The organism is Streptomyces sp. CNP082 (assembly GCF_059570535.1).
In genome coordinates, this window is the sequence record NZ_JCANSZ010000004.1 from 260869 (window position 1) to 285805 (window position 24937).

The 24937-nt window shown below is 72.2% G+C and carries 22 protein-coding genes, 1 tRNA gene and 1 pseudogene; 16 read left to right on the plus strand and 8 right to left on the minus strand.

Features of this window, described 5'->3' with window-relative positions; all coding sequences use genetic code 11:
- Positions 1-77 precede the first annotated feature (77 nt).
- The 8 genes from B124_RS05475 (at position 78) to B124_RS05510 (ending at position 6547) form a co-directional block, all read left to right on the plus strand.
- Positions 78-2156, plus strand: coding sequence for a cell division protein FtsK (locus tag B124_RS05475; protein ID WP_496501491.1), 2079 nt, complete (start codon positions 78-80; stop codon positions 2154-2156).
- 141 nt (positions 2157-2297) lie between these two features.
- Entirely contained in the window at positions 2298-2549 is a 252-nt protein-coding gene (locus B124_RS05480; RefSeq protein ID WP_496501492.1) for a hypothetical protein, read from the plus strand.
- 17 nt (positions 2550-2566) lie between these two features.
- Complete coding sequence (locus B124_RS05485; RefSeq protein ID WP_496501493.1) at positions 2567-2758, plus strand: hypothetical protein; 192 nt, start codon at positions 2567-2569, stop codon at positions 2756-2758.
- Positions 2759-2768: 10 nt separating this feature from the next.
- Positions 2769-3131 (plus strand): hypothetical protein, encoded by a 363-nt coding sequence (locus B124_RS05490; RefSeq protein WP_496501494.1) that lies wholly within the window; start codon positions 2769-2771, stop codon positions 3129-3131.
- Positions 3132-3217: 86 nt separating this feature from the next.
- Complete coding sequence (locus tag B124_RS05495; RefSeq protein ID WP_496501495.1) at positions 3218-4111, plus strand: bifunctional DNA primase/polymerase; 894 nt, start codon at positions 3218-3220, stop codon at positions 4109-4111.
- On the plus strand, positions 4108-5121 hold the full coding sequence (locus tag B124_RS05500) for an AAA family ATPase (protein WP_496501496.1): 1014 nt from the start codon (positions 4108-4110) through the stop codon (positions 5119-5121). The genes B124_RS05495 and B124_RS05500 overlap by 4 nt, the downstream gene beginning before the upstream one ends.
- On the plus strand, positions 5121-5345 hold the full coding sequence (locus tag B124_RS05505; protein WP_496501564.1) for a helix-turn-helix domain-containing protein: 225 nt from the start codon (positions 5121-5123) through the stop codon (positions 5343-5345). The genes B124_RS05500 and B124_RS05505 overlap by 1 nt, the downstream gene beginning before the upstream one ends.
- Entirely contained in the window at positions 5345-6547 is a 1203-nt protein-coding gene (locus B124_RS05510) for a site-specific integrase (protein WP_496501497.1), read from the plus strand. Before B124_RS05505 ends, B124_RS05510 begins: the two co-directional genes overlap by 1 nt.
- Positions 6548-6636: 89 nt before the next feature.
- Here the strand turns inward: B124_RS05510 and B124_RS05515 are convergent.
- A tRNA-Arg gene (locus B124_RS05515) sits at positions 6637-6709 on the minus strand.
- Positions 6710-6762: 53 nt separating this feature from the next.
- Positions 6763-7629: a peptidoglycan recognition protein family protein gene (locus B124_RS05520; protein WP_496501498.1), complete on the minus strand. Its 867-nt coding sequence runs from the start codon at positions 7627-7629 to the stop codon at positions 6763-6765.
- Between the two features lie 182 nt (positions 7630-7811).
- Here B124_RS05520 and B124_RS05525 point away from each other — a divergent pair, with 182 nt between their 5' ends.
- Both B124_RS05525 and B124_RS05530 read left to right on the plus strand, forming a co-directional pair.
- The gene (locus tag B124_RS05525; RefSeq protein WP_496501499.1) at positions 7812-9968 is read left to right on the plus strand and encodes a DUF6351 family protein; all 2157 of its coding nucleotides are present in this window, start codon (positions 7812-7814) and stop codon (positions 9966-9968) included.
- A 151-nt stretch (positions 9969-10119) separates the two neighbouring features.
- Positions 10120-10902 carry an oxidoreductase gene (locus B124_RS05530; RefSeq protein WP_496501500.1) on the plus strand — a complete coding sequence of 261 codons (783 nt, stop codon included), beginning with the start codon at positions 10120-10122 and terminating at the stop codon, positions 10900-10902.
- Between the two features lie 34 nt (positions 10903-10936).
- Here the strand turns inward: B124_RS05530 and B124_RS05535 are convergent, their stop codons facing one another.
- Positions 10937-11893 carry a LysR family transcriptional regulator gene (locus tag B124_RS05535; protein WP_496501501.1) on the minus strand — a complete coding sequence of 319 codons (957 nt, stop codon included), beginning with the start codon at positions 11891-11893 and terminating at the stop codon, positions 10937-10939.
- A 187-nt stretch (positions 11894-12080) separates the two neighbouring features.
- On the opposite strand from B124_RS05535, the pseudogene B124_RS05540 reads away from it, so the two are divergent.
- Positions 12081-12188: pseudogene (locus B124_RS05540) on the plus strand (DUF2510 domain-containing protein); the annotation flags it as partial.
- Between the two features lie 165 nt (positions 12189-12353).
- Positions 12354-13337: a hypothetical protein gene (locus tag B124_RS05545; protein WP_496501565.1), complete on the plus strand. Its 984-nt coding sequence runs from the start codon at positions 12354-12356 to the stop codon at positions 13335-13337.
- A 56-nt stretch (positions 13338-13393) separates the two neighbouring features.
- Here the strand turns inward: B124_RS05545 and B124_RS05550 are convergent, their stop codons facing one another.
- Positions 13394-15304 carry an AMP-dependent synthetase/ligase gene (locus B124_RS05550; RefSeq protein WP_496501502.1) on the minus strand — a complete coding sequence of 637 codons (1911 nt, stop codon included), beginning with the start codon at positions 15302-15304 and terminating at the stop codon, positions 13394-13396.
- Positions 15305-15561: 257 nt separating this feature from the next.
- Here B124_RS05550 and tnpB point away from each other — a divergent pair, with 257 nt between their 5' ends.
- The 3 genes from tnpB (at position 15562) to B124_RS05565 (ending at position 19497) form a co-directional block, all read left to right on the plus strand.
- The gene (gene tnpB, locus B124_RS05555) at positions 15562-17019 is read left to right on the plus strand and encodes an IS607 family element RNA-guided endonuclease TnpB (RefSeq protein WP_496501503.1); all 1458 of its coding nucleotides are present in this window, start codon (positions 15562-15564) and stop codon (positions 17017-17019) included.
- A gap of 248 nt (positions 17020-17267) precedes the next feature.
- Positions 17268-18617, plus strand: coding sequence for a 3-oxoacyl-ACP reductase (locus B124_RS05560; RefSeq protein ID WP_496501504.1), 1350 nt, complete (start codon positions 17268-17270; stop codon positions 18615-18617).
- A 1-nt stretch (position 18618) separates the two neighbouring features.
- On the plus strand, positions 18619-19497 hold the full coding sequence (locus B124_RS05565) for a MaoC family dehydratase (RefSeq protein ID WP_496501505.1): 879 nt from the start codon (positions 18619-18621) through the stop codon (positions 19495-19497).
- A 93-nt stretch (positions 19498-19590) separates the two neighbouring features.
- Here B124_RS05565 and B124_RS05570 read toward each other — a convergent pair whose 3' ends face one another.
- Positions 19591-20238 carry a TetR/AcrR family transcriptional regulator gene (locus B124_RS05570; protein ID WP_496501506.1) on the minus strand — a complete coding sequence of 216 codons (648 nt, stop codon included), beginning with the start codon at positions 20236-20238 and terminating at the stop codon, positions 19591-19593.
- An 80-nt stretch (positions 20239-20318) separates the two neighbouring features.
- Between B124_RS05570 and B124_RS05575 the strand changes: the two genes are divergently transcribed.
- Positions 20319-20783 (plus strand): SCP2 sterol-binding domain-containing protein, encoded by a 465-nt coding sequence (locus B124_RS05575; protein ID WP_496501507.1) that lies wholly within the window; start codon positions 20319-20321, stop codon positions 20781-20783.
- Positions 20784-20836: 53 nt separating this feature from the next.
- Here B124_RS05575 and B124_RS05580 read toward each other — a convergent pair whose 3' ends face one another.
- The 3 genes from B124_RS05580 to B124_RS05590 all read right to left on the minus strand — a co-directional run bounded on the left by B124_RS05580 (position 20837) and on the right by B124_RS05590 (position 24897).
- A complete protein-coding gene (locus B124_RS05580; RefSeq protein ID WP_496501508.1) occupies positions 20837-22147 on the minus strand; it encodes a PucR-like N-terminal domain-containing protein in 1311 nt (436 codons plus the stop codon).
- Positions 22148-22452: 305 nt separating this feature from the next.
- Positions 22453-23664 carry a PucR-like N-terminal domain-containing protein gene (locus B124_RS05585; protein WP_496501509.1) on the minus strand — a complete coding sequence of 404 codons (1212 nt, stop codon included), beginning with the start codon at positions 23662-23664 and terminating at the stop codon, positions 22453-22455.
- Between the two features lie 276 nt (positions 23665-23940).
- Positions 23941-24897 (minus strand): hypothetical protein, encoded by a 957-nt coding sequence (locus B124_RS05590; RefSeq protein ID WP_496501510.1) that lies wholly within the window; start codon positions 24895-24897, stop codon positions 23941-23943.
- Positions 24898-24937: the final 40 nt, after the last annotated feature.

Consider the following 24937-nt stretch of genomic DNA (forward strand, 5'->3'; position numbering starts at 1 on the left):
TCACCGCCGGGGCCCGGCCGCTGCTTTGGCGGGTAGGGCCGGGCCCCGGCTTCCCTCCGAACCGGAAGGAAGGCTCAGTGAAGCACGATGACGAGAACGAGGAGAGGGCGGAAGACTCTCCTCCCGACGAGGTCACGTTGGTCGATCGGCCCGGCGGCTCCTCCGCCGTACGGCTCATGGACCGGTTCACCGGCTCGAAGCGGCGGCCGGTCGTCCCGCCCTGGGCCCGCTCCTGGCGGGAGTTCAAGGCCGCTGGCTCCGGTGTCGCCGCGTACGGCTGGCACGTGGTGGCGTACCACGCGGTGCGCACGCCGTGGTATCAGCTCCGGCTGACGCTCCAACTGCCGCGTGGCGCGGCCCGTTTCGTCGGCGGCGCGCTGCGCTGGGTCACCGACGCCGAGGGCCAGCCCTTCCGCAGCGCCGCCGCGAGCAAAGAGGACATCGACGACTACCTGAAGCTCTCCCGGCAGCGCGACCGCCGCGTCAGGTGGCGTACGGTCGTCGCCCTGATGGCCTCCGCCACGGGACTGGGCGCCGCACTCGCCTTATACGTCCTGGCGCCCACGTGGCTGCTGGCCCTCTCCGGCTACGTGGTCGCCACGGCCCTCGGCTGGCTGGGCCAGCCGGTCGACGCCCCCGTGATTCACCGTGCCGTAGAGATCCCCAAGGCCACCAAGCTCACGTCGGACATCGTCCTGCGTGCCATCGGCTCTTTGGGTATCCAGGCGATCAATCAGGCGCAGGCGAAGGGTGGCGCCGGCTTCTCGTTCTCGGCGCCCATCACGCGCGACGGGCCCGGATGGCTCGCCGAGGGTGACCTGCCGTATGGCGTCACGGTCACCGATGTCATCGAGCGCCGCGACAGGTTGGCGTCCGGCCTGCGCCGGCCCCTGGGCACGGTGTGGCCGGAGCCGGTTCCGGACGAGCACACCGGCCGCCTGCGGCTGTGGGTCGGTGACCAGGACATGTCGCAGGCGCGCCAGGAGCCCTGGCCGCTGGCGAAGTCCGGCACGGTGGACCTCTTCCGTCCCGTGTCCTGGGGTACAGACCAGCGCGGCCGGTGGGTCGGCGTGACGCTCATGTTCATCGCGGGCGTCATCGGCGCCATCCCGCGGATGGGCAAGACGTTCCTCCTTCGGCTGCTCCTCCTCATCGCAGCCCTGGACCCGCGTGCCGAACTCCACACGTACGACCTGAAGGGCACCGGCGACCTGGACCCCCTCGGCCGCCGCGTGGCGTACCGCCACCGGGCCGGCGACGAGCCAGAAGACATCGGGTACGCCATCGCCAACATGCGCGAGCTGCAAGGCGAACTGCGCCGCCGCGCGAAGGTGATCCGATCGCTCCCGCGCGACGTCTGCCCGGAGTCGAAGGTGACGAGTGAGCTGGCCTCGAAACGCTCCCTCGGGCTGCACCCGATCGTGGTGGGGGTCGACGAGTGTCAGGTGTGGTTCGAAGACAACAAATATGGCGCGGAGTTCAAGGAGATCTGCACCGACCTCGTCAAGCGCGGCCCGGCCCTGGGAATCGTGCTTCTGCTGTCGACGCAGCGGCCGGACAAGGACAGCATCCCGACCGCGATCAGTGCCAACGCTTCCGCCCGCTGGTGCCTGAAGGTCATGGGCCAGGTAGAGAACGACATGGTCCTGGGCACCGGCGCGCACAAGCGGGGCGTACGGGCCACGATGTTCGCCTGGGGCGACAAGGGCATCTGCTACTTCCTTGGCGAAGGCGCCGACGCCCGTATCGTCCGCGCCGCCAACATCGACGCCTTGCAGGCCGACGAGATCGCCCTACGCGCCCGCGCCGCACGGGAACGCGCCGGCACCCTCGCCGGGCACGCCCTCGGCGAGGAGCCGGAGGCCGATCCCGCGTCCTCGTACGACGTGCTGAGCGACCTGGCCGCCGCCATCCCGGCAGCAAAGCCGAAGCTCTGGAACGAGTCCGTGCTTGCCCGCCTGGCCGACCTCCGGCCAGAGGTCTACGGCGAGTGGAACACAGACCAACTCACCGCCGCCCTGCGCCCGTACGGCATCCGCACGGTCCAGGTCTGGGGCACCACCGAGGACGGCAAGGGCGCCAACCGCCGCGGCATCCGCCGCGCCGACGTTCTCCGCGCGGTTGCGGAACGTGACGGACAAGCAGCCGCTGCCTGACCCGCGGACGCCGCTAGACCTAGCGGGCACCCCTGCTAGGTCTAGCACCCCCGCTAGCACTTCAATCCGCTGCTGACCTGCTTACTAGCGTCTAGCGGCCCTGGTTCCCATTCCCTGATTCCGGCCCTAAGAGGGGTTGTTGTGTCCTCCCTGCTCTCCGCTATGCCCGGCCTCCTCATCATCACACTCTGCTACGCCGCGCTCTGCGCGATCAGCCCGTTCGGAAGCTGCCGCCGCTGCCGCGGCTTCGGCTTCCGGATGCGCCAGACGCGCCGCGGGCGGCTCGTCCGCGGCCGGGACTGCCGGCCCTGCCACGGCCGGGGCCGCCGTATCCGCCTCGGTCGCCACGTCTACAACTCCCTCTCCGGCATCCGCCGCGAGGGCACCCGCTGACCCCAGAGGAGCCCGAAGTGACGATCACGATCACCGCCCTCGCCCTCTTCGGCCTGTTACTGGCGCTGCTGATCCGCTTCCGCGCGGTCGGCGTCGCCTCCGCCGCCGTGGCGCTCATGTTCGGCTTCTACCTCTCCCGCACCGGAGCCGCCGACTCCATCGACCAGATCATGACCGCACTCGCCGACGCCGTGAACGACGTGGGCTGAGGGGGACGCCATGAACGAGCCCGAGATCAGCACCACGGACAGCGCGTACGCGAACGCCCCCACCATCGCCTGGGAAATCTCCTGGATCCTGCGCTCTCTGCGCGAATACCCGCTGAGCCACGGCGTCGACCGCGAATTCTGGCTCCGCAAAGCCGCGCTGCTGGACCGCATCGCGCTCCGCGAGGAGACCACTCTCACCCCCGACGCCGTCGCCGAGGCGGTCGCCGCCGCGGGCCGCGCGGCCCGCCAGTTCGCCGACTACGACGCCACGTTCCACGGTCTGAGCTTCCGCGGCGAAGAACTGGCCACGGACGAGGACTTCCGCGCCTACGTCCGCCAGCAGTACGCCGCAGCGCACGCCGACCGCGACTGACTAGGGCCCGGGGCAGCGGCCGACGGGCCAACGAAGCCCGCTGCCCCGGCCTCCCATCCCATCCGGAATCAGGAGGTGTCCTCAGGATGCCCTACGGCTCCACCCACCCGCTGCACCGCGCCGCAATCGCGGCGGCCGAACGCGGTTGGCACGTCTTCCCCCTCGTCCCCGGCGCCAAGCGCCCCGCCGTCGCCGAGTGGGAGCAGCGCGCCACCGTCGACCGCACGCGCATCACCCGCTGCTGGTCGACCGGCGCGTACAACCTCGGCATCGCCACCGGCCCCTCCCGGCTGGTCGTCATCGACCTGGACGTACCCAAGCACGACCACGACACCCCACCGCCGGGAACGCCCGACGGCGTAGTCGCCGGCGCGGACATGCTCGCCGCCCTCGCCGAGGAGCACAGCGAGCAGCTCCCGACCCAGACCTACGCGGTACGCACCGTCAGCGGCGGCACACACCTGTACTTCACCGCACCTAAGGACACCCGACTACGCAACACAGCGGGCAAACTCGGCTGGAAGATCGACACCCGGGCCGGCGGCGGGTACATCGTCGGCGCCGACAGCACCATCGGCCGCACCCGCTACACAGTCTTCCACCACGCCCCGCCCGCCCCACTCCCGGACTGGCTGACCAAACTCCTCACCCCCACCCCGCTGCCGCCACAGCGCCCGGTACCGCTGCCCGAGTTGGGCCCGCGGCGGCTGAGTGCGTACCTGCGCAGCGCCATGGAGGGGGAGTGGCAGCGCGTCACCGGCGCCCCGGTCGGCACCCGCAACACCGCCCTCTACCGCGCCTCCGTAGCCCTCGGCCAACTCGTAGCCGGCGGCGAACTGCCCGCCGGGGAAGTCACCGCGTTACTCGCCTCCGCCGCCGTAGGCGTCGGCCTCGACGAGCGCGCCGCCCACCGCACCATCGCCTCCGGCCTACGGGCCGGCGCCAACCGGCCCCGCACGGTCGCCCGGAGGGCAGCATGAGCGCCACCCTGCCCCACCTGCACTCCGTCCCACCCGGCCCGGAGCCCACCCCACTGCAGCCAGCACAACAGCGCATCTGTACCGCCTGGACCGCCGACGAGCTGATGGCCACGGAGTTCCCGGAGCCCCGCTGGGCGGTCCCCGGGATCATTTCCGAGGGCGTCAACCTCCTGGCCGGCCCGCCGAAGGTCGGCAAGTCCTGGCTCTCCCTCGGCCTGGCCCTCGCCGTCGCAGCCGGCGGACAGGCCATGGACAGCATCCCCGTAGACGGCGGCCCCGTGCTCTACCTCGCCCTGGAGGACACCCCGCGACGCCTCCAGACCCGCATGCGCAAGCTCCTCGACTCCACCCCCGCACCCGGCACCCTGACCCTCGCCACCTCCTGCCCACCCCTCCCACAGGGCGGCGGGGAGGCAATCGCCCAATGGGTCGAGCGGCACACGGACGCCCGCATGATCGTGATCGACGTCTTCGCGAAGATGCGCGGCCCCTCCGCCCCCGGCACCTCCGCCTACGATGCCGACTACGCCGCGGTCGGCCACGCCAAACGCCTGGCCGACCACTACGGCATCGCCGTCGTCCTCGTCCACCACGTACGCAAGGCAGGCTCCGACGACTTCCTCACCGAAGTCTCCGGCACCAACGGCCTGGCCGGCGCCGCCGACGCCACGCTGGTCCTCAAACGCTCCCGCGGCCAAGCCGACGGCGTCCTCCACGTCACTGGCCGCGACGTGGACGAAGCGGAATACGCCCTTCGCTTCCACTCCCAGGCCGGTGCCTGGCAGCTCCTCGAAGGCCCCGCCGCCGACCACACCCTCAACCAGACCCGCGCAATCATCCTCCGCTACGTCCGCGACCACCCCGGCGCCAAACCCAAGCAGATCACCCAGGCCACCGGCCTGGCCCCGGACCTCGTCCGGCAGACCTGCGCCCGCATGGCCAACGACGTCCAACTCATCCGGCAGTCCGGCGGCTACGTCGTCCCGAACCAGGAGGAGGCACCGGAGTGATCAGTCACACCCGTCACAGCGTCACCGCGCAGTCTTCCGCCGTCCCCGCCCTCGGAGCGCTGACCGTCCCTGAGGTGATGTCTGCGCTCCGAATCAGCCGCAGCAAGGTCTACGACCTCATTCGGTCCCGTCAGCTTTCCAGCTTCACGATCGGCCGCTCACGCCGGATCCCCGCCGGCGAAGTGGACACCTACATGCGTCAGCGAATGGAGGACGGTTCCTGATGGCCAAGCGTGCCAACGGCGAAGGCAGCATCACCCGCCGCAAGGACGGGACGTACCACGGCCGCGCGTATGTCACGACGAGGAGCGGAGTCCGCAAGCGTGTCTCCGTCTACGGCAAGACGCGCGAGGAAGTCCGCGACAAGCTCACCGGCTTGCAGGCGCAGGACTCGAAGGGAATCCCCGTGCCGGACACGAACGCGAAGATGGAGGAGTACCTGACCTACTGGCTGGCCACCGTGGTCCGGCCGAACCGGCGCCCCAAGACGTACCAGGGCTACGAGAGCGTCGTACGGGTCCACCTCATCCCCGGTCTGGGACGCAAGAAGCTCCGGACGCTGCGGGCCGCTGAAGTGCGCACGTGGCTCCGGCGGGTGTCCACCGAGTGCCAGTGCTGCAAGCACGGCCGGGACGCCTCTCGGGACGAGCCGGAGTGCTGCGCGGCGGGGGAGTGTTGCAGCTCGTTCCTCTCCCGCCGCATGGTGCAGTTCACTCATGCCGTGCTGCGCAACGCGCTGCAGAACGCCGTCCGCGAAGAGTTGATCGTGCGGAACGTGGCCCAGCTCGTCCAGGTGCCCACGCCCGCGTACAGCTCGGGAAAGGGGCTCAGCGTCGCCGAGGCCCGCCGCCTGCTCCGGGAAGCGGAGCGGGACCGCTTCTACGCCCTGTACGTGCTCGCCCTCGTCATGGGGATGAGGCGGGGCGAGATCCTGGGGCTCCGCTGGGATGCAGTAGACCTCGACCGGGACACGCTGACCGTGGATCGGTCGCTGCAGCGCGTCGAGGGACGGCTGACCCTCGTCAGGCCCAAGACGGAGTCGTCGGAGCGCACCATCCCCCTGCCTCCGATCGTGGCAAAGGCGCTCACCGGGCATCGCGAGCGGCAGGAGTGGGAGCGGGCCGCCGCCCGTGAGGTGTGGAAGGACTGCGGCCTTGTCTTCACGACTCGTGTAGGGACACCCGTCGAGCCGGACAACCTCCGGCGGAGCTGGCATCCCCTCCGGGAACGCCTCGGGGTCGAGATCCGGTTTCACGACCTCCGGCACTCGGCCGTCTCGCTCCTGCTCGACCTCGGGGTGCCGCCGCACATCGTGCGGCAGATCGTCGGCCACAGCGATATCGGAGTGACGATGAAGGTCTACGCCCACGCGTCGCTGGACGAGCAGCGGAAGGCCCTGCGGCGCCTCGGTGACCAGCTCTCCTGACCGCCCGTTGGCGTACCGGTTGGCGTAAACGGGCACGAGAATGCCCCCTCCGTGATCTTGGAGGGGGCATTTTTGCTGCTCAAGCTCTGTGCGCCTGGCAGGATTCGAACCTGCGACATTTCGCTTAGGAGGCGAACGCTCTATCCCCTGAGCTACAGGCGCATGGCCGAGGCCGGCTCGCTCTCCGGCATAGTACCTTGCCCGGGTTTCGGCTCTCAGCGGGTTTGCCTTCCCGGGCGTACGCCGGCCGCGTCTCCGTACTGTTGGCGGTGCTTGTGGACCACGGCTTTCGCCTCGCTCTGCAGGCGGGTCGCCTCCTTGCGCAGCGTGGGCAGCGCCTGCAGAAGCGCCTCCCCGGGGCAATCCGTCTCAAACCCCGTGATATGGCCGAAAACCGTCGGCAGTCTGACGTGGCTGCGCTTCGGGAACCGGCTGCTGCTGCTCGTCGAGACGAGCCGGGCGCGGGCGGCGGGGGTGGTGCCGGTGAGCCCGAGTTTCCAGGCGATGAGCGCTGCCACGGACTTCTGCAGCGGCTTCGGCACGGGCACGCCCTCCGTGTACGTGCCGATCGCGGCGATCCCGGTCGTGCCCTTGTTGAGGCCCAGGGTGTGGGCTCCGATCACCGGGCGGTCCACGCCGCCCTTGCGGCCCTCGAAGATCGTGCCGCACTTGTCGACCAGGAAGTTGTAGCCGAGGTCGCCCCAGCCCTTGGCGACGGCGTGCGTGGCGTACATGTCGCGTACGAGGGCGGCGCTGTCCGCGCAGTCGTTGTCGTTGGAGTGGCCGGTGTGGTGGAGGACCACGGCGTGCGCGGCGTCCGCGTAGTGCGGTTTCTGGTCCAGGAGGCGCGGATCGGCGCCCCACTGCTCGCGGGTGACGATGGGCGGCTGGAGCACGTCGGCCAGGGAGAGGCGGTGGACGGAGGTGTGCGGTGCCGGGGTGTCCGGGCCGGGGTCGGCGCGCAGGGGCAGGGTCCCGGCGAGGGCCAGCGTGGTCAGGCCCGCCGCGATCGCGGCTCCGGCTCCGGTGGCCGCCCAGTGCGACGGGCGCCGGGGTATGCCAGAACCTCGCGCTCTTCTCATACTCGTCCAGCGTGAGGGCTCGCGCCCGATCCCGCCTCCCGGACTGCTCTGGTCGGAGGCTCACGCACCGTGACCGCGGTGCGGAATGGGGCGGGCCTGTGGGGCGGGGGATGGCATCTTTCGGGGAATGATATTGAGCGCGTACGGTCAAGTGTTGGCCGCTACGAACCGGAGGACCCTGCATGCGCCCACGCCGTGCTCTGCTCGTCCCCCTCTCCGCCGCACTCGCCGCCCTCCTCGCCCTCCCCCTCACCGCCCAGGCCGCCGCGCCCCAGGCCGCCGCACCGCTCGACGTCGACGTGCTCTCCGGCCGCCCCGGCTCCGTCACCGGCGGCGACGCCCTGCTCCGCGTCACCGCCCCGGAACCCGGCGACGTCCGCATCGAGCTCAACGGGCGGGACGTCACCCCGCTCTTCGCTCCCGACGGACCCGGCGCCCTCTCCGGGGTCGTGGACGGCGTACGCGACGGGCCCAACACCGTCACCGCCACCGCTCCCGGCCACCCCGCAGCCGAACTCACGCTCACCGGCCACCCCGCGCAGGGCCCCGTCTTCTCCGGTCCGCACCAGCAGCCCTTCGTCTGCGAGACCGGCACCTTCCGGCTGCCCGTCGTCGGCGGCACCCTCGGCGCGCCCCTCGACGCCGACTGCTCCGCGAAGACCCGCGTCGACTACTTCTACCGGAACACCGCCGGCGTCTACACCGCCTGGCCCGCCGGCGCCACCGCCTACCCCGCCGACCTCGACCGGACCACCACCTCCACCGGCCGCACCGTCCCGTTCATCGTGCGCATGGAGACCGGCACCGCCAACCGCGCCATCTACCAGTCCACGGTCCTCCACGACCCCCTCGCCGAGCCCGCCCCCGACCCCCGCACCCGCCCCGCCGGCTGGAACGGCCGCGCCGTCTACACCCTGGGCGGCGGCTGCATCGGCGGCTGGTACCGGCAGGGCAACACCACCGGCGGCGTCACCGACGCCTTCATGCTCGGCCGCGGGTACGCCGTCATGTCGTCGTCCCTCAACGTCTTCGGCGCCAACTGCCACGACCTCACCGCCGCCGAGACCGCGATGATGGTCAAGGAGCGGTTCACCGAGGCGTACGGGCCGGTCGACCACACCATCGGCTTCGGCTGCTCCGGCGGTTCGTACCAGGCGTACCAGATCGTCGACAACTATCCCGGCATCCTCGACGGCATCCTGCCCGCCTGCTCCTTCCCCGACGTCGGCTTCGCGATGACGAACCGCGTCACCGACACCCGCCTGCTCACCGAGTACTTCGCCGGCGGCACCGACGTGGCCTGGACCGAGGAGCAGAAGCGCGCCGTCACCGGCTTCGCCTCGTACGCGGTGGCCACCGGCACCCGGGGCGACGCCGCCCGCATCGACCCGACGGGCAACTGCGGGGTGCTGCCGGAGGAGTTGCAGTACGACCCGGAGACCAACCCCGGCGGCGCGCGCTGCGACCTCTACGACCACGCCATCAACGTCTACGGCCCGGACCCCCGCACCGGCTTCGCCCGCCGCCCGCTCGACAACGTCGGCGTGCAGTACGGCCTCGGCGCCCTGGCCGACGGCACCATCGACAAGGAGCAGTTCCTGGAGCTGAACGAGCGCGTCGGCGGCTACGACCACGACGCCCGCATCGTCCCCGCCCGTACCATTGCCGACCCGGTCGCCACCCGCATCGCGTACCGCACCGGCCGGCTCACCAACGGCGGCGGCGGCCTGAAGGACGTGCCGATCATCACCTACCGCGCGTACGTCGACGACAAGCCCGAGGGCGACACCCACCTGCGCTACTACGACCTGTCCGTGCGCAAGCGGCTGCAGAAGGCCAACGGCACCTCGGCCAACATGGTCACCGTCATGGAGGACAGCCGCTACGGCGGCCAGAGCACCGCCAGCCCGCTGGTCCGCCACTCGATCACGATGATGGACCGCTGGCTCACCGACCTCGCCGCGGACAGCTCCGCCGCACCGCGCATCGACAAGATCGTGGCGGCGAAGCCCGCGGAGCTGCGCGAGGGGTGCAACACCCGCGACGCCGAGCCCCGGTTCGTCGCCGAGGCGCTGGACCGCGACCCGGACAGCACCTGCGAGCGGCTCTACCCGTCGAACTCCTTCCCGCGCGAGGTCGCGGGCGAGGACATCGCCACGGACGTGATCAAGTGCCGTACGGAGCCGCCGCGGCGGGATGCGTACGCGAGCGAGTACGGCGTGACGTGGACGGACGCCGAGTGGCGGCGGCTGCTGGCCGTCTTCGGCGAGGGCGTCTGCGACTACTCCCGGGCGGGGGTGGGGCAGCAGGGTCTTGCGGGTACCTGGCTCTCCTTCTGACCGCGACACGTGACGACCCTGCCATAGGGATTCCCTATAGCGCCTGCTGGCATTTCGTCTTTGCTGCTCGTTCTTTTCCCGGCGTACCGTGAATCCGCGTTGATTCTTGTTGCGCCGGGAGAACGAGCATGCAATCGAGAGGAACAGCGGCATGACCACGGTCGAGAACGGGTCTGAGAAGCGAGAACTCACGGGAATGCGAGCCCTGGTGACGGGTGGTTCCCGCGGAATCGGAGCGGCGGTCGTGCGCCAGCTCCTGGACGCGGGCGCCCAGGTCCTGGCCACCGCCAGGTCGACCACGTACACGGCGCCGGAGGGGGCGGACTTCGTGACAGCCGACATCCGGACACGGGCCGGTACGGAGGCACTGGCCGGGGCCGTACGGGAGACGCTCGGCGGGGTGGACATCCTGGTCCACAACGCGGGCGGGGCGGGGGCCAGCGAAGGTGGCAGTGCCATGTCGATACCTGCCGAGGACTGGCAGGACACGCTGGACCTGAACCTCCTGGCGGCGGTGCGGCTGAACGCGCTGCTGGCACCGGGGATGCGGGAACGGGGCTCGGGGGCGATCGTGCACATCTCCACGGCCGCGCTCCTCCCGCCGCTGCCCGTGTTCGCGCACTACCAGGCGGCGAAGGCGGGGCTGGAGAGCTACAGCCGGGCGCTGGCCGCGGAGCTGGCGCCGTTCGGAGTCCGGGTCAACGCCCTGGGCCCCGGCAGGACCGCCACCCCAGGCGGCGAGGAGACGCGGAAGCGGTGGGCGGGCGAGGACGGGGAATCGGAGGAATCGGTCGCGAGCGCCACACCCCCGCTCGGGCGCGTCGGCCAGCCCGACGACATCGCCAACGCGGTGCTGTTCCTCGTGTCCGACCGGGCGAGCTGGCTCACCGGGGCTTATTTCTCCGTGGACGGCGGCGAATTCCCCAGAAACTGACGCCGCCGCAATTCGCACCTCCGTAATTCACGGCTCAGGACGAACTGTTCGCGGCGTTCGCCGCGGGAATCTCATCGTGAAGCCCACCGGTCCCGGCACCTGACCGGTGAAAGGAAGCGGAGCTGTCCCAGGTCTCCTGGCGCAGGAGCGTGAGCAGAGCCGTCGCCGCCGGGCTCGCGCCGGAGGGGACCACGGCGATGACAGGCTGGGCCACGGCCGGCTGCACCGCACGCGCGAGGTGCTCATAACCGCGGGGCACCGCGGAGGCCGGGACGAGCGTCACCCCCAGCCCGTGGGCGGCCCAGCGCACGGCCGTCGCCGTCTGGGACACGCGGGCGGCCGTGGCAGGGGTCAGATCGTTGTTCAGCAGCACGTTCAGCAGCACGCCGTCGAGCGCGCTATCGCGATCGAACCTGACCCACGGCTCGCCCCCCAGCTCACGCAGCCCGACCCGCTCGGCGGCGAGCAGCCGGTGTCCGGCGCCCAGCACCACGACGAACTCCTCCTCGCCGAGGCGGTGCGCGTCCGCGGGGCTCCGCTCGCATGCCGCCATCAGGGAGAGGTCCAGCACGCCCCTGCGGCACAACCGGTCCAGCTCAGCGGAGCTCGACTCCTCGAAAACGGTGACCTCCAGCCGCGGAAAGCGGCGCCGCAGCACGCTCAGCGCACCCGGCAACTGCCGCGTGCCGAAGCCGAGCTGCGCCGCGACCACCAGCTCTCCCACCAGGTCACTCGCTCCGGCCCTGGCCGTTGCCCTGGCCCGCCGCGCCGCGCTCACCGCGACCTCCGCCTCTTGCAGGAACGCCCGGCCGACGGCGGTGGGCACCAGTCCGGCCGGCGTGCGGGCGAACAGCGTCACGCCGAGGTCGCGTTCCAGACTGCGGATCTGCTGGGACATCGACGGCTGGGCGACGTGCAGCGACTCCGCCGCCGCCGTCACCGAGCCCTCCGCGGCAACTGCCAGGGCGTACTCGAACTGGCGAAGGCTCATCGGCTTCCGCTCCTCCCGGGGGGGTCCCGTACCCCCCCGCCTCTTCGCCTCAACAGACTTCTCATCCCGAACCTTCCGAGCCCGGAGAACCAGCAAGCTGAGAGATTGCGCAGTTGGACAGGCACATGGCTCAGACCGCTCTCATCCGGTTTTCAGGGAGCCCCGATAGCCTGCATGCATGAGTGGCATGGCACCCGCAGGGTGGTATCCCGACCCGGACCGCAGCGACGACGAGTCGCCGAGGGAGCGGAGGTGGGACGGTGAAGGCTGGACGGACGAGGTCAGGCCCGCTGCTGTCGCCCCAGATGTCCCTGCGCAGAGCCCCGCGGGGGACGCCGGGGACACCGGGACTGACGGGCCCGGAGGGTCCGGCGGAGCCGCCGACGGGGGCAAGGGCCCGGAAGCGCCCGCGGCGCCCCCGGTCCCCGGGGCAGTCCCGCAGGACGCTCCGCCCGGCGGCATGCACGAGGCCCCCACGGAAGTCATATCCGGCGGGCACGCGGAACCGCTCGGCCCCGAGGGTCCGTACGGCAAGAAGCGCTGGACCGGCCGGCGCCCGCTCGCGGTCGGCATCGCGATAGGCGTGGCCGCCGCGGCGCTCGTCGGCGGCGGCATCGCCGGCGGGTACGCGCTGTGGGGCGGCGACGACGGCGACGAGGCCGGCGGCGGCGGTCCTGTGGTCTACGGGCCGGACGGCGAGCCCCGTTCGCCCGGCCCCGGCGAGGGTCCTGGCGGCGGCTCCGGGGGCGACTCGGACGGCGGCTCCGGCGGCGGCCCGGGCGGCGGCCCCGACCGGTCGCCCGGGCCGCAGGACCCCGACGACGGCGGCCAGGACCCCGACGACCCCGACGGCGGGCAGCCGCCGCTGGAGATCCCCAGCGAGGACGGCTTCGCCACCGACCTGGCCAGCGGCATCAAGATCCCGGTGCCGGACGGCTGGAAGGGACAGTCTTCGCAGATCGGCGCGTCGGTGTCGGTCGGCGAGTACAAGTGCCCGACGGCGCCGAAGACCACCTGCGTACGCGGCGGGCTGAACTCCGTGCCCGCCCTCGCCCTCGGCATCGACGCGACCAGCCCGAAGCGCGTCGCCGAGAGGGACATCGAGCCCAACGCCGAGGCGTCGTACGGCGAGGAGTCGTACGGCGGGATCACCTCGCACGACGAGGTGGAGTCCGGCGAGGTCGAGGTCGCCGGCGAGACGGGCTACCTCGTGCGCTGGAAGGTCGTGACGCAGGAGGGCGACGACGGCTACGTGCAGTCGCTCGCGTTCCCGTCCCCGGCGAACCCGGACACGATGGTCCTCATCCGCGCCGGCTTCGACATCGGCTCCCAGGCGCCCGGCCTGGACGAGCTGGAGGAGATCACGGACGGCATCGAGGAGGCCGAGGGCGGCGCGGGTCTCCCCGGCGGTGGCGGACAGCCGGCGAGCTTCACGCGGCGGTGAGCGGGCGGGGACTGAGCGGGTGGCGGTGACCCGGGCGGGCGGGTCACCGCAGCGGCTCACCCCTCGTAGAGCCCTTCGATCTCCGCCGCGTACGCCTCCTCCGCCGCGTGCCGCTTCACCTTCATCGACGGCGTCAGCAGCCCGTTCTCCTCCGTGAACTCCCCCTCCACGATCACGAACCCGCGGATCGACTCCGCCCGCGACACCGCCTCGTTCGCGAAGTCCACCGCCCGCTGCACCTCCGCCCGCAGCTCCGGGTCGTCCCGCAGCTTCGCGACCGGCGTGTCCCGCGGCCGTTTGCGCACCGCCAGCCAGTGCGCCACCGCCTCCGGCTCCAGCGTCACCAGCGCCGCCACGTACGGCCGCTTGTCGCCCACGACCAGCACCTGCCCCACCGGAGGGCGGCTGCGCAGCCGGTCCTCCAGCACCGCAGGTGAGATGTTCTTGCCGCCGGTGGTGATGAGGAGGTCCTTCTTCCGGCCGGTGATCGTCAGATAGCCCTCGTCGTCCAGCGCGCCGAGGTCGCCGGTCGCGAACCACTCGTCCGCCAGCACCTCCCCGGTCGCCGCCGGGTTGTGCCAGTACTCGCCGAAGACGATGCCGCCCTTGACCAGCACCTCCCCGTCGTCCGCGATGCGGATCGCCGTCCCCGGCAGCGGCCGGCCCACCGTGCCGGGGCGGGGGCGCAGCGGCGGGGTGATGGTGGCGGCGGCGGAGGTCTCGGTGAGGCCGTAGCCCTCGTAGATGACGATGCCCGCGGCGTAGAAGAAGAGGTTGAGGTCGCGGTCGAGCGGGGAGCCGCCGCTGATGGCGTACGAGAGCTTGCCGCCCAGCTCCTTGCGGATGCGCCGGTAGACCAGCAGCTCGTACAGGCCCCAGGCCAGCGTGAGCCCGAGGCCCGGGCCCTTGCCGGTGCCGAGGAACTTGTTCAGGTGCGCCTCGCCGAAGCGCACCCCGATGCGGTCCGCGCGGTCGAAGGACGAGCCGCGGCCGAGCTTCTCGGCCATCTCCCGTCCGGTGTCGCGGATCTTCTCGAAGAGGTAGGGGACGCCGACGAGGAACGTGGGCTTGAAGACCTTGAACTCCGGCCGCAGCTCGTCGGGTTTGATCGACGGCCAGTGGCCCAGCTCGATGCGCGCGGACAGGCAGGCGATCTGGATCGTGCGGCCGAGGATGTGGGCCAGCGGCAGGAAGAGGAGCGTGGCCGCGGTCTGCCCGGTGACCTCTTTGAAGATGGGGTGCAGCAGCTCGACGCTGTTGGCGGCCTCGGCGTGCAGGTTGCCGTGGGTGAGGACGCAGCCCTTGGGGCGGCCGGTGGTGCCGGAGGTGTAGCAGAGGGTGGCTATGGTGCCGGGGGTGAGGGCGGCGCGGCGCTCGGCGACCGTCTCGTCGGGTACGTCCCGGCCGAGGGCCTTGAGGTCGTCGAGGCCGCCGGCGTCGAGCTGCCAGATGCGCGCATCCGCGGCGGCGGTGCGGGCGGTCTGCTCGTTGGCGGCGGTCTCGGTGACGACGAAGCGGGTGCCGGAGTCCTCCAGTATCCACGCGACCTGCTCGGCCGAGGAGGTGGCGTACACGGGGACGGACTGGCCGCCGGCCGCCCAGACGGCGAAGTCCAGCACGCACCACTCGTAGCGGGTACGGGACATGATCGCGACCCGGCCGCCGGGTTCGAGCCCGGCGCCGACGAGGCCCTTGGCCACCGCCGTGACCTCCTCGGCGAACGCCGCGGCGGTCACCGGGACCCAACGGCCGCCGGTCTTGCGGCGGATGACCACGGCGCCGGGGTCCTCGGCGGCGTTGGTGTAGGGGATGTCGGCGACGGCGCTGCCGCGGGCGGGGTGCGGCGCGGCGAGCGCGGGGACGGCGGCCTGGCGGACGACGCCGTTGCCGGTGGTCACCTCCACGGGGGCGCGCTCGCCGAGGTCCGAGCGTTTCTGCGCGGTCTTGAGGTCCTTTCGTACGCCCATGTTCGCTCCTTCGGGTAGCGGAGGTTCAGGCTTGCTGGGCAGTCCGTCAGTAGGTCTCGGTCTGTGTCGGCTTGTGTGGTGGTGGCTTGGAGTCCTCGGACTGGGGCGGTGGGTCATGGCGTGCTCTTGCCGGTGCGGGTCTGGTGTTTGACCTCCCCGGATTGGAGCGGGAGTTCCTTCGTCGAATGCGTGACCCTTGCGGGTGATGCTCGTTGGGTGCGGTGGGGGATTGCCGAAGCTGGGGGTGAGGGTGCCGAGTGAGTGGGAGGTTCCGGCCGCGGCCGGGTTTCGTGGTGCAGGCGTACCGTTTCGCGCTGGACCCGAACACTGCCCAGGAGCAGGCGTTGCGCTCGCATTGCGGTGCGGCGCGGGCCGCCTACAACTGGGCTGTGGGCTGGGTGATGGCGTCGTGGTGGCAGCGCCGCGCGGAGGAGTCCTATGGGATCGGTGAGGAGCAGTTGACGCCATGGCGGCCGTGGTCGCTGCCCGCGCTGCGCATGGTGTTCAACGCCGCCAAGCGCACCGACCCCAGGTTTGCCGCCTGGTGGCAGGAGAACTCCAAGGAGGCGTACTCCACCGGCCTGTCGAACGCCGCCGCCGCGTTCGACAACTATGTGCAGTCGAAGCAGGGCAGGCGCAGGGGCCGTGCGGTGGGGATGCCGCGTTTCAAGGTGAAGCGCAAGGCGCGTCTGGCGTGCCGGTTCACCACCGGCACCATCCGCATCGACACGGACGGCAGGCACGTCACCCTCCCGAGGCTTGGCAAGATCCGTGTCCACGAGCCCACCGGTAACCTCCTCGCCCGCCTCCGGGCGGGGACGGCCCGTATCCTTTCGGCCACCGTCCGGCACGAGCGGGGCCGCTGGTTCGTCTCGCTCCAGACCGAGGCCAAGCGCGACCTGGAACGGGTCGCACACCCCGATACGGCGGTCGGCATCGACCTGGGCGTGAAGACCCTGGCGGTGATGGCCGACAGCACCGGCAAGATCCGCGAAGTACCCAACCCCGGGCACCTGGAGGTGGCGCTGAAGCAGCTGCGCCGCGCCTCCCGCACCGTCTCCCGCCGCCAGGGCCCGGACCGCAGAACCGGCCAGAAGCCGTCCAGACGGTGGGAGAAGGCTAACGCCGCCCGCAACACCGTGCACCACCGGGTGGCGAACCTCCGTGAGGACGCCCTGCACAAACTCACCACCCGCGTGGCGGCCGAGTACGGCATCGTCGTGATCGAGGACCTCAACGTCGCCGGAATGCTCCGGAACCGGCGCCTGGCCCGCCGCATTGCCGACGCCGGTTTCGGGGAGATCCGCCGCCAGCTCACCTACAAGACCCGGCGGAACGGCTGCCGCATCCTGGCCGCCGACCGGTGGTTCCCCTCCTCCAGGACCTGTTCCGGGTGCGGCGCGACGAAAGCCAAGCTGCCGCTGCATATCCGGATCTTCGACTGCGAAGAATGCCCCCTGGTCATGGACCGGGACGCCAACGCCGCACGCAACCTCGTCGCCCTCGCGGCGGCCGCAGTAACTGGTACCGGAGTGGCCGGAGACCAGGACACCGCCCCGGCGGTGTCGAAGCCTCGCGGAGCCGACCATAAGACCCGTGCCACCCGCCGCCGCCGCAAGGCCACGGCGGGGCGGGCAGGTGGCGCAGCCCTGCCGCACCAGCGGCAGACGGAAACGAGAGACCGTACCCAAGCCGGAGCCCTCACGCTCTGGTGACGAGACGGACCTCCCGGGCAGAAATGCCCGGAAGGCTGAGAGCTACTGCAGCTCAAAGCAACGGATGCGGTTGCCGCCGACGATCGCGACACGGCGCACGCCAGGGCCGCCGCGCCCGCCCGTCTTCGCCGGTATCGTCATCGCCGCGCTCCCTCCCGCGCTTCCCCGCGGGCGCTTGTGCCGCGGGGGGTCCGTTCCTACGCTTCCTTACTCCGGAGTAAACTTACTCAGGCGTAAGGGGAAAGCCAATGGCCGATCGCTACCTGAATTTCACGAGCGGCACAGCCGGCGCCTTCGTCGCCAAGCGGCTCGGGCTGCCGCGGCCCGCGCGGCTGGAGCGGTACCGGCCGGGGCAGCCCGTGGCGCGCGGTCCTGTGGTGCTCGGCGGCGCGGCGGGCGGCCGGATGCACAAGACGCTGCGTGAACTGCTCGACGCGGCGGGCGCGGAGGTGACGGGCGCGGACGCGCCCGCCGAGCCGCCCGTACGGGCCGGGGCGCTGGTCTTCGACGCCACCGGCATCGGCTCCTCCGCCCGGCTGCGGGAGCTCTACGGCTTTTTCCACCCCCGGGTCCGCGAACTCGCCCCCTGCGGGCGCGTGGTGGTCGTCGGCACACCGCCCGAGGACGCCGCGGGGCCCGCGGAGGCGGTGGCGCAGCGGGCGCTTGAGGGGTTCACCAGGTCGGTGGGCAAGGAGCTGCGGGGCGGGTCGACGGCGCACCTGCTGCTGGTCGCGCCGGGCGCGGAGGGCGGGGTGGAGTCGACGCTGCGCTTCGCGCTGTCGGCGCGCTCGGCGTACGTCTCGGGGCAGGCGCTGCGCGTCACCGGCGCGGCGCAGGTGCCGCGGACGGCGGACTGGGAGCGGCCGTTGGCCGGGAAGACGGCGCTGGTCACGGGCGCGGCGCAGGGGATCGGCGCGGCGGTGGCCGGGACGCTGCACCGCGACGGGGCGCGGCTGGTGTGCCTGGACGTCGCCGTGCAGGGCGCGGAGCTGGCGCGGACGGCGGCCCGGGTCGCCGGTGACGCGCTGGAGCTGAACATCACCGCGCCGGACGCCGCGGACCGGCTCGCCGCGTACCTGGACGAACACCACGGCGGTATCGACGTCGTCGTGCACAACGCGGGCATCACCCGCGACAAGACGCTGGGGCGGATGAGCGCCGACCAGTGGTCAGCGGTCGTCGAGGTCAACCTCACCGCCGTCGAGACCCTCACCACGCGCCTCCTCGGCGAGGGCCTGCTGCGCGCGGACGGCCGGATCGTGTGCACCTCCTCGATCAGCGGCATCGCGGGCAACGTCGGCCAGACCAACTACGCGGCGAGCAAGGCGGGCCTCATCGGCTACGTGCGGGCGATGGCCCCGGCGGTGGCCGAACGCGGCGTGACGGTCAACGCGGTCGCGCCCGGGTTCGTCGAGACGCGGATGACCGCGGCCGTCCCGCTGGTCGTCCGCGAGGCTGGCCGCCGCATGAACAGCCTGAAGCAGGGCGGCCTGCCGGTGGACGTGGCGGAGGCGGTGGCGTATCTCGCGGCGCCGGGGAGCGGGGCCGTGACGGGGCAGGTGCTGCGGGTGTGCGGCCAGTCGCTGCTGGGGGCGTGAGGTGGAGACACGGGAGCTGAGCAGAGCGCCGCGGCTGCTGCCGCTGTACGGCAGGGCGGTGGTGCCGAAGCGCCGGGGGAGTGCCGTCCCCGCGCGGCGCCTCGTGCTCCCCGACGTCCGCCCCGACCCCGCCCGGCTGCGGCGCTACGCCGCCGTCTGCGGCTTCCCCGACGACGGCCGGCTCCCGGCCACGTACCCGCACGTCGTGGCCTTCCCGCTCGCCATGTCCCTCATGGCCGCCCGCGACTTCCCCTTCCTGCTGCCCGGTCTCGTCCACCTCGCCAACCGCGTCGAGCACCTGCACCCCGTCGGCGCCGGCGAGCGGCTGACGTACGCCGTCGCGACGGGCCCGGCGCAGCCGCACCCCAGGGGCACCGCCTTCCCCGTCACCGCCCACGCGCGGCTGCGCGGCGAGACGGTGTGGCGCTCGACCAGCACGTACCTCAGCCGCGGCCCCGGCACGGGCGAGTCTTCCGCCGCGGAGGCTGCGGAGGCCGCCGCGCCGGAGTTCACCGGCGCGGCGCGGCAGGAGAGCTGGCGCCTGCCGGGCTCGCTGGGCCGTGCGTACGCCGCCGCCTCCGGCGACCGCAACCCCATCCACCTGCACCCGCTGGCCGCCCGGCTGTTCGGCTTCCGGCGGGCGATCGCGCACGGGATGTGGACCAAGGCGCGCTGCCTGGCGGCGCTGGCGGCCGGACTGCCGGAGGCGTACGCGGTGGACGTGGCGTTCCGCGCGCCGGTGCTGCTGCCGGCGACGGTGGGCTTCCGGGCAGAACGTACGGAACACGCCGAACGCGCGCCGGACGGCTGGGTATTCGACGTACGCGCCGCGGACGGCGCCCGCGAGCACCTGCGCGGCGCGGTCACGCCCCTGTGCTGACGCTGCCGCGCGGGGACCCGAACGGGCAGGCCGGCAGGCGCAGGAGGGCAGGAGGGCAGGAGGGCAGGAAACGGGTCCGGGTGCGCGGTCCGGTCACGCTCCGGCCGGCGGCGTCCACGTCTCGCCGCCGAGCACGTTGCGCATGCCCACCCAGATCATGTTCATCAGCCGCTGCGTCATGCCCTCCGGCGACTCGGCGGGGTGCTCGGCCATCCAGTCCGTCAGCGCGTCCGCCGCGCCCACGATGGCGTGCGCGACGAACTCGGCGTCCTCGTCCCCCAGTCGGGCCGGCCCGCCGTTCTCCTCGATCGCGGTCCGTACCAGCGCGGTGACCTCGGCCATCACCGATCGCCGCGCCCCTGCCGACTCCGCGGCGATGGCCGCGCTCAACTCGGCGGCGTGCCGGTGCAGCACGACCCACCCGTCGCGGTGCTCGGAGACGAACGTGAAGAACGCGTGCAGCCCCGCCCGCAGCCGCAGCTCCGGCGCGAGCACCCCGTCCGCCGCCCCCTGGAACGCGGCCACCAGCCGGGTCGCCTCGCGCCGCAGGCAGGCGTTGAAGAGCCCTTCCTTGGACTCCAGATACAGGTAGACCATCGGCTTGGAGATCCCGGCCAGCTCGGCGATCTCGTCCACGGAGGCCGCGTGGTAGCCGCGCTTGGAGAAGACCCGTACGGCCACGTCGATGATCTGCTGCTCCCGCACCTGGCGGGGGAGCCGCTGCCTGCGCTTTTCGGTCACGCTTGCGAGCCTACTCCGCCCGCTCCTATATTTAACTCTCCAGTAAGTTTACTGTTCGGTAAGAAAGATGGGGTGTGCAGATGGCCGACGACACGTCGGGACTGGCGGGCCTGGATCTCGCCGCGGTGTCCCCCGAGGAGTACGCGGGCATCGTCAAGGGCCTGTCCGCGCGGGAGATCGGGGAACTGGCCCGGGACGAGGCGCTGCGCGGCCGGGTCATCCGGGAGGTCTTCGGGCGCATGGCGCAGCAGTTCAGGCCGGAGCGGGCCGGGGACCTTCAGGCGGTCATCCGCTGGCGGATCGCGGGCGTGACCGAGGTGGTCTACGACGTCGCCGTCTCGGGCGGCGCCTGTGCGGTGCGGGAGGGGCGGGGCGAGGACCGGCCGCGGGTGACGCTGGAGATGGGCGACGAGGAGTTCCTGAAGGTCACGTCCGGGAACGCCGGGCCCGTCAAGCTGTTCATGAAGCGGAAGTTGAAGGTCACCGGGGACGTGGCGCTCGCGCTGAAGCTGACCGGCATGTTCGACATCCCCAAGGCCGGCTGAGCGCGGCGGGCCGCCGCCCGCGCGGCCGGTCCGCCGGCCCCGGCCCGCGTGCCTCAGCCCGGCGGTTCGGCGCGCCCCGTGACCCGGCCCGGGACGGAGCCCGTGACCCGGCTCGTGACCGGGCTCGTGACCGGGCTCGTGACCGGGCCCGTGGCCGGCAGGTCCGCCTGGTCGCGCAGCCACAGCGCCCGCAGCGTCGCCTCCAGCGCGAAGCGCCGGTCCGGCTCGGACAGTTGGGAGCCGAAGTGCTGGCTGAGCGTACGCATCCGGTAGCGCACCGTCTGCGGGTGGACGTGCAGTTGCTCCGCGATGCGCCCCGCGGTGCCGCGGGTCGTCAGCCAGATCCGCAGCGTCTCCACCAGCCGTTCGCGCCGGCCGGGCGTCACGGCGGCCAGCGGCTGGAGCTGGCGGCCGGCCATCTGCTCCACGAGAGCGGGGTCCGTGAGCAGCCACAGGGTGAGCAGGTGGTCCTCGACCCGTACCGGGGAAGGGTCACGGATCGCGCCCGACTCGACCATGTCGAGCGCCTGGCGCGCCCAGCGCAGCGAGTCCGCGGTCTTGTGCAGCGGCACGGTCAGGCCCACGGCCACCTCGACCGGGCCCAGCGCCACGTCCAGCGCCTCGCGGCGCTCGTCGTCGAACGGGCCGGGGATCAGCAGGTACGGGTGCGGGCCGGCGGTGTCGGCCAGTACGTCGTCGGGCAGCGCGGTCAGCGACGAGAGCCGCTCCGCCGGCGCCAGCGCGGCCGGCGTCACCTCTTCCGGTAACTGCCAGCGGGCCTGCGCGGCGATGTCCTCGATGGTGTGGCGCGGCACCGGCGGCTCGGCGACCAGCGTCCGCAGCAGCCGCCTGCGCAGGCTCTTCAGCCGCTCCGCCGAGTCCGCCTCCGCCTGCAGATAGCCCTCCCTGGCCAACTGCGACAGCTCGTCGATGTAGGCGAACAGGGCGTCGGCGAAGGCGTTCATGATCTGCGAGGCGAGGTGGTTGCGCTCGCCCACGACCATCGCGCGCCGCCACGCGACCCGGCCGCCGATGCGGTACGCGGACTGCAGGGCGTCGAGGCTCCGGCCCTCCTGCGCCTCGAACCGGCCGAGTCTTCGGTGCACCTCCGCGAGGTGTGCGGCGCGCTTGCGGGGCGTCGCGACCCGGTCGGTGAAGGTGTTGAGCGACTGCCGGACGCCGAGCCGCAGCGCCCGGTCGTACGCCTCGCCCTGCGTGAGCCCGTACTCGGGCACCGCGCCGCGGATCGCCGCGACGATCTCCCGGTAGAGGCTCGGTAACTCGGGCCGGATCAGCGCGGCCAGCTCCCGCGGCAGCGGCTCGGGCGGCTCGGCCAGTGCGATCGCCTGCACGTCGGACGGCATAGGTAAACCCCTCACGCCGCCGGCGTGGCATGGGGACACCGACCCGGTGGGGGGTGTGGCAAGTCAGGTGCCCTGCCGCACGGTGGTGCCGGCAGCTCACAGTTCGGATGAAGACCCGCGGGCGCCCGGGAGCGCACCGGTGCCCGCGGGGTGGGCATGGCTGGTCTGGACCGGAAGGAAAGTTGTAGCCCACACAGAGTGGATGCGCCACTACTCACCGGGCAAGCGTTCGTACGCATCTTTTGTCAGCCGGTGACAGTTCCCCGCCTCCGGCGCGGGCCACCCGCGGGCCGCCCGTGCGGCGCTCAGCCGTCGTCGCCCCGCTGCCGCAACTGCAGCGTCCGTACCGCGACCTCCACCGCGAACCGCTCGTCGTGGTCGTCCAACTGCGCGCCGAAGAGCTGGTGGAGGCTGCGCAGCCGGTAGCGCACGGTCTGCGGGTGGACGTGCAGCAGCCGCGCCATCCGCGCCGCCGTGCCGCGGGTCGTCAGCCAGACCCGCAACGTGTCGACCAGCCGGTCCCGGCGCACCGGGCTGTGGCCGGCCAGCGGCGCCAACCGCCGGCGGGCCAGCTCCTCGGCGAGCGCCGGGTCGGCCGTGAGCCACAGCGTCACCAGGTGGTCGGCGCAGGCGAACACCGGCTCGTCGCGGACGATGCCGCTCTCCGCGTGCACCAGCGCCTGCCGGGCCCAGCGCAGCGAGTCCGCCGACCTGGCGAGCGGCACCGTCACGCCGATGGCCGCGCGGCAGCCGGCGAGCGCCGCGGCCAGCATCGCGCGGCGCTCCCCGGTGAGCGGTCCCGGCACGAGCAGGTGCGGCTGCGGGTCGGCGAGTTCGGCGAGCACGTCGGGGTGGAGCGGCCCGGTGTCGGGGCCGCGGTCCCCGGCCAGCGCGACGGGCGTCGCCACCTCCGGCAGCGGCCAGCGCGCCCCGTCGGCCAGCTCGGCGAGCGCCGGATGGGCCAGCGGCACCGTGCCGCCGGCCAGCAGCAGCCGCAGCAGCCGCCGCCGCCGCGCCCCGGTGTCCTCGGGCCCGGACTGCGCCTCCCGGTAGCCCTCGCGGCACAGCTCCTCGGTCGCGTCCACATGGGCGAAGACGGCGTCGGCGAACATCGCCATCAGCGTGGGGGAGATGGTGTAACGGGCGCCCACCGTCTTCGCGCGGCGCAGCGCCACGCGGGCGCCGATGCGCAGCGCGGAGCGCAGGTACTGGAAGCTGCGGCCCTCGTACGCCTCGAACCTCCCCAGCCTGCGGCACATTTCGTCCATGCGGCCCGCCGTGGATTTCGGGTTCGCCACCTGCTCGACGAATGCGGAGAGATTCTGCTCGACGCTCTGCTGCAATACCTCCCCGTACGGGCCCGCCAGCAACCGGTCGTATTCGGGGATCGCCCTTCCGATCTCCGCCGCGATTTCCTCGACGAGGCTGGGCAGTTCCGGCCGCATGATCGCGGCGAATTCCGGCGGCAGCGGCTCGGGCGGCTCGGCAAACCGGGCGGCGGGTCCTGCGTCTGGCATCTGCGGTGACTCCTCCCGCCCCGGGCGGAGCACCGACCGGGCTCCGCTGCCAGCATGCGGTCCGGGGCGGCCGTGCGGGGAGAGGAACGGGCGGGCTTGCGCACTCGGCGACAAACTCCGGTGGCGGAACGCTGCGTAACTGACAAGAAAGAACGGCACGGCAGGGAAGCTTTCTGATTCCCGGTTCCGAGGCATTGTGCCTACGTGTTTCCGGTACGCGAGGTGGTGGCCGGCCACTTCACGTGACCGGCCACCGTCCGCGGCGCGTGAGCGCGCTTACCGCACCGCGGAGTGCCAGTACTGGGAGAGAAGCTTGCCGTCGTCCGGCACGACCAGGCCCGGGGCGGTGAGGGCGGCTATGTACGTCGAGGCGTCGTTCAGGACGAGGTCGTTGTTCCCCGCGGCCGAGGGGAGCCCGGTCTTGAGGTTGACGGCCAGGTCGATCAGGCCGAGCAGGCCGCAGCCCTTCGCGCCCGGCACGGAGAACGCGGAGTCGCCCTGGTCGGCGCCCTGCAGTTCGATCCGGGTCATCGCCGCGTCCGGCGCGGGGTTGGGGGTGCCGTCGCTGTCGAAGCGGCTCGCGCCGAAGGACGCGGCGGTGATGTTCGCCGGGTGGAGGAGGACCGGGTTCGAGGTGGAGCCGATGTAGCAGTCGTCGGCCAGGAGCGGGTTCTCCAGGTGGATCCGTACCGGCAGGGTCACGATCGGCTTGCCGGTGGTCGCGCCCGCCAGCAGGTCGAAGTCCGTCGGGGTGCCCGCGGACTCCATCGTCGCCGTGATGCGGTTGAGGTCGGAGTTGGTGATCGATTCGCACAACTGACTGACCAGCGGGATGTCGCTCGGGCACATCAGCCCGATCAGACCGCCCGGCACGGTGGCCGGGTCGGCGACGAGCGCGCCCTCCTCGGGCGGTATGACCTCGAAGGTGCCCGCCGCGGTGTTCTGGACCAGGCCGAACTGCAGGTCGGAATCCCCGGCCGTCACCTCGGTGTTGCCGAGCTTGACGGTGCCGCTGGCCGAGGCCGAGGACACGCACTGGGCGACGAATTCATCGCCGTCGGCGGCCAGCATTCTGGGGTCGTCGACCGGACAGCGGGTGAAGGGGCCCCAGGAGCCGTTCAGCTCGGCGACTGAAGCGGCGTTTGCCGTGGACATTCCCAAGGAGACAAAGGCGGTGAAGGCCGTGAGTGCACACAGCAGCGACGCCTTCATCCCGGTTCTGACTGCTCTCATGCTTCCCTTTCCGGTCGGGCCCACTCCGTGCCCCCGGTCA

What these genes read in the sequence shown, in the direction of transcription:
- B124_RS05490 (WP_496501494.1), top strand. Translation starts at nt 2,769, where the DNA reads ATGAACGAGCCCGAGATCAGCACCACGGACAGCGCGTACGCGAACGCC.
- B124_RS05495 (WP_496501495.1), top strand. Translation starts at nt 3,218, where the DNA reads ATGCCCTACGGCTCCACCCACCCGCTGCACCGCGCCGCAATCGCGGCG.
- B124_RS05500 (WP_496501496.1), top strand. Translation starts at nt 4,108, where the DNA reads ATGAGCGCCACCCTGCCCCACCTGCACTCCGTCCCACCCGGCCCGGAG.
- B124_RS05510 (WP_496501497.1), top strand. Translation starts at nt 5,345, where the DNA reads ATGGCCAAGCGTGCCAACGGCGAAGGCAGCATCACCCGCCGCAAGGAC.
- B124_RS05520 (WP_496501498.1), bottom strand. Translation starts at nt 7,629, where the DNA reads ATGAGAAGAGCGCGAGGTTCTGGCATACCCCGGCGCCCGTCGCACTGG.
- B124_RS05525 (WP_496501499.1), top strand. Translation starts at nt 7,812, where the DNA reads ATGCGCCCACGCCGTGCTCTGCTCGTCCCCCTCTCCGCCGCACTCGCC.
- B124_RS05530 (WP_496501500.1), top strand. Translation starts at nt 10,120, where the DNA reads ATGACCACGGTCGAGAACGGGTCTGAGAAGCGAGAACTCACGGGAATG.
- B124_RS05535 (WP_496501501.1), bottom strand. Translation starts at nt 11,893, where the DNA reads ATGAGCCTTCGCCAGTTCGAGTACGCCCTGGCAGTTGCCGCGGAGGGC.
- B124_RS05545 (WP_496501565.1), top strand. Translation starts at nt 12,354, where the DNA reads ATGCACGAGGCCCCCACGGAAGTCATATCCGGCGGGCACGCGGAACCG.
- B124_RS05550 (WP_496501502.1), bottom strand. Translation starts at nt 15,304, where the DNA reads ATGGGCGTACGAAAGGACCTCAAGACCGCGCAGAAACGCTCGGACCTC.
- B124_RS05560 (WP_496501504.1), top strand. Translation starts at nt 17,268, where the DNA reads ATGGCCGATCGCTACCTGAATTTCACGAGCGGCACAGCCGGCGCCTTC.
- B124_RS05575 (WP_496501507.1), top strand. Translation starts at nt 20,319, where the DNA reads ATGGCCGACGACACGTCGGGACTGGCGGGCCTGGATCTCGCCGCGGTG.
- B124_RS05580 (WP_496501508.1), bottom strand. Translation starts at nt 22,147, where the DNA reads ATGCCGTCCGACGTGCAGGCGATCGCACTGGCCGAGCCGCCCGAGCCG.
- B124_RS05585 (WP_496501509.1), bottom strand. Translation starts at nt 23,664, where the DNA reads ATGCCAGACGCAGGACCCGCCGCCCGGTTTGCCGAGCCGCCCGAGCCG.
- B124_RS05590 (WP_496501510.1), bottom strand. Translation starts at nt 24,897, where the DNA reads ATGAGAGCAGTCAGAACCGGGATGAAGGCGTCGCTGCTGTGTGCACTC.